At 36.1% G+C, this 3,736-nt stretch carries 3 protein-coding genes and 2 pseudogenes; all 5 read right to left on the bottom strand.

Going from position 1 to position 3,736, the window contains the following annotated elements; translation table 11 throughout:
• Positions 1 to 598: pseudogene (locus CVS91_RS10095) on the bottom strand (plasmid recombination protein); the annotation flags it as partial.
• 1 nt (position 599) lies between these two features.
• Positions 600 to 872, bottom strand: coding sequence for a type II toxin-antitoxin system YafQ family toxin (locus CVS91_RS10090; protein WP_107831866.1), 273 nt, complete (start codon positions 870 to 872; stop codon positions 600 to 602).
• Between the two features lie 3 nt (positions 873 to 875).
• On the bottom strand, positions 876 to 1,163 hold the full coding sequence (locus CVS91_RS10085) for a hypothetical protein (protein ID WP_107831865.1): 288 nt from the start codon (positions 1,161 to 1,163) through the stop codon (positions 876 to 878).
• Between the two features lie 184 nt (positions 1,164 to 1,347).
• On the bottom strand, positions 1,348 to 2,343 hold the full coding sequence (locus CVS91_RS10080) for a replication initiation protein (protein WP_107831864.1): 996 nt from the start codon (positions 2,341 to 2,343) through the stop codon (positions 1,348 to 1,350).
• A gap of 439 nt (positions 2,344 to 2,782) precedes the next feature.
• Positions 2,783 to 3,736 (bottom strand): annotated as a pseudogene (locus tag CVS91_RS10075) (hypothetical protein); the annotation flags it as partial.

The following is a 3,736-nucleotide window of genomic DNA, read 5'->3' as shown; positions in this document are numbered from 1 at the left end:
TTGCTTGTTTTGTAGTCTTTTTTTCTGTTTCTTTTTGTTTGGCGTATTTGCGTGGCTCAATGCGTTCGGCTTTGCTTATTCGCTTATCTATGCCGCGCTGCATTCCCAAAATTTCGGCTACTTCGGATTGTAGCTCTCTAAGCTTTTGCGGTGTAAGTTCCCTTTGGCGATTTATGCCAGTGTTCTTGTCAAGAGTGACAAATTCTAAATGGGCGTGATGGTTGATTTGCTTTTTGCCGTCTTCGTCTCTATGCCCTTCATCTCTATGTATTGCGATTTGATAGCATTGAAAGCCGTATTTGTCATTAAAATGCTGGGCTATTTGCTTTAAGTCGTCCATTGTGGTATCGGGTTTTATATTACAAACCGCGCTCCACTCGTAAGTTTTAGCTTGAAATCTTTGCCCAGTGCGGCTCGTGTAGGTTTCTTTGGCTTGGGCTATGATTTGCCCTTTTAGCTCCCTTGCTTGCTCTGCATTACGGTCACATTCCGCCCCTTTTTCGTTATCGATTAGATAGCTTGGCGGAAGTGTGCGATCATTATGTTCGGCATTGATTGCAAAGGATTTTTTAAAATTTATACTTGAAATTTGGCTCATTTTATTTATTAAAAAGCTCGCTATGGCTGCCAATTTGCATTAAGTAAAGCTCTAATACATCGTCAATTATCTGATATATTAGCAATAAATCAGGCTTTACGTGACATTCTCGATACTGCGAATATTTGCCTTTTAGTGCGTGATCACAAAGCTTTTGTTCTAAGGTCTCGCCGTTTGCAATTTTAAAAACTACTTCATCAATCAGGTCTTGATCTTGTGAGGCTTGCTTTTTAAACTGTGTTCGATACTTCTTTGAAGTGGTAATCTTGAGCATTTTTTATTCTCTCATCTTTGCTTGATAATCCGCAAAGTCATTGCACTTTATAACGTCGCCGTTTTCAAATTCTCTTATCGCTTCATCGAGCGCAGGTATAGAAATATTTTTCTCGTCTATCTTGCTTTTTGTTTTGGCTCTTAAAAATTTAACTAGCTCTTTTTGCGTAGCGATTTTATTTTTAAAATCTTCTTCAAGTGAGCTTAGTTTTGCTTCAGCTTTTAGCAGATGATTAAATATTGTTCGCTTACTCATATTTTCATATTTTTGGTAATCAATAGTTGCTTGCATTGTGGCTTCCTTTTTAAAATATTTTGTTGTGATTTTATCATAAAAAATATTTTAAAAACAAATTGACATTTATGAGCTTGCGAATAGGTGTCTAATTTGCAAATTAGACACCTTGACAAGCAAGATGATCTAATTTGTTTTTCTACTCGACAAGCTCGTAGAAAAAAATATAATTGAAAATAAGCTAAAAACCTAAGAAATTTTGTAGGTGTTTTATGCTCTCGAAAGTCATCTCGGTTATGTAGTCATCATCAGAATTTTTTAGCTTGGCTTTGATTTTATCTTGGTTGTAATTTAGCTCAATAATTTTTAGGGTGTCATATTCTTGAGTGTTTGGATTTTTAACTCTGACGCTTTGGAAAAGGTAGGCTTTTAGCTCGTCGATTTTGTTTTGTTTCAAAGATCGCAGCCTCTCTTCTCTTTGGATATCTCTCGCAATAGTTGCTAGATTTCTCTCGTTCTCTTTCTCGTCCTTTTCAAGCTCTGAAACGGGCTGCGGCATAAAAGTAAATTCTAGCGTTTCAATCTCTCGCCCTTTTTTAAATTTTCGGACTGATAGTTTTTGAAAAGGTGTGCGGCGCATATCAAAAAGGTTTCGTTCTGCCGATAACTCTTTGATTATCGGTTTTAAAATTCGTTGGTCGATATTTCCAGCCTTGTAACTCTCTGGAATACCCAAAAGCTCTTTAAAATCGTCGTATCTAATGCACCAGCGTCCAGTTTGGCGATATTGCTTTAAATAGCGGTAGATTGTTTTTGTATATGTGCCGCTAAGATTTACAAACTCCGCTAGCTCGTATCTAGTCCAGCCTTTTAGTGGGCTATTAATATACCTTTCTTTAAAGCCTTGCGATACTCTAATTCTCAAGACCTTGTTTTTACTATCGGTTTCTATACTTGGAAAAATAACGTCTTGTCTTAGGTCGCCTAGTTCGTTAATTTGATAGCGAAATTTAAACTCTTGAAGCTTGCCTATTTTGTCTAAAATTTCTTTGCGGTAATTCGTTCCCTGCGATATTTGAGCCAGCTCGAAAAGCTTGTTAAAGTCAAGCTCTAGCGTATCGCCGCTAGCCTTTCTAAATTGCTGCAAAAGGGTAAAGAATACGTTTTGCTGCGCCTCGTTCAGTGAATTAAATTTTAGCTCGTGTAGCTCATTTGAATACTTTACAACTTCGTTCATTAAACAACCTTATTATTGTATTGTTGCTATTATAGCTATTTTTAAAACAACTTGTCAATAATTATGTTGTTTTTTATCAGCGGAAAATCTCTACCCCTATCAGTGAGAAATCTGTTGCTATATCGTGAGAAATCTGTTGCTATATCAGTGAGAAATCTGTTGCTATATCGTGAGAAATCTGTTGCTATATACCCCTTGCCAAGCTCGACGCCATCGGCTCTAGCGAACACCTAAAAGATAAGAAAAGGTTTTTAAAAAGATGTTAAAAGGGAACTCGCGAAAAAAAATCGACCACTTTTTTGAAAAAATCCGACTAAAAATTCGGACGCTTCAGCAGCGCTCAAAAGCTACGCTTTTTCGTCCGCGAGCTTTTACGCTTTGCATAGTCGCTACGCTCCGCAAAGCTTTAGCAATTATTGGGGAGATGATAAAGGTCTTTTTAAAAGCTTCTGCCAGTATCTTTCTTAATTATTTTTTGAGATACTGCCTTTTGTCTCTCTTTCTCTTGCTCTTGCATAATTTCTAAATGTGCTTTCTTTGCCAACAACACATTTGGCTTAATAAACTCATCAAAAAGCGGCAATTGAGAATATTTAGCGTCTATTTCTCTGTCTTTTCCACGAAAATCGCCTGAAATTGTGTTCGGTCTTTCATTTTCAAAAGAAGCACGATAGTTAATTAAGCTAAAATACTCTTTTAAGTCGTCAAATTTGACCGCTGTTGCATTTTCTTGTTTTAATGCGATAATTTCCTTGTCTTTGATATCGTTTTGCTCTTGTAGGGCTTTATTTTGCGTTTTTAGTGTATCGTTTTCACGTTTTAAATTACTAATAGCTTTTAAAATCCCGTTATCATAGTCATCATAGGTTTTAAAATTTTCGGTGGAAATCATCATTTCTTTAGTAATTTTTAGGATTTGTTCATTTCGCTCTTTTTTAAAATCTTTATAGTCTTGACTTATAGTTTTTTCTTTTTCTAAATTTCTTTTTGTTGCTTCGTGGGCTCTTTGCTCTTGCTCGAGTTGTTTTTTTAGCTCTAAAATCTGAGCTTGGTTACATTCTTGAATTTTTGCCTTTGCTAGATCTCGCCATTTGCCTAGATCTGTATATTGATCTTTTTCGTATATTTTTGGTAATCCCATCTCAACCAAAGCATTATTTGCTTCGATCATTCTTTTTCGTTCAGCTTGAAAGGCATTATCTGCTTCTTTAAGTGCTTCTCTTTGCTGTTTCTCAATTTCTCTTATTTTTTTATTTAAATCGTTGATTGCTTGTTTTGTAGTCTTTTTTTCTGTTTCTTTTTGTTTGGCGTATTTGCGTGGCTCAATGCGTTCGGCTTTGCTTATTCGCTTATCTATGCCGCGCTGCATTCCCAAAATTTCGGCTACTTCGGA

The sequence above is a fragment of the Campylobacter concisus genome (genome assembly GCF_003048985.1).
In the GTDB taxonomy this organism is placed as follows: Bacteria; Campylobacterota; Campylobacteria; order Campylobacterales; family Campylobacteraceae; genus Campylobacter_A; species Campylobacter_A concisus_AY.
The sequence above is the reverse complement of the archived record's forward strand: the minus strand, read 5'-3'. Positions and strand labels throughout refer to the sequence as shown.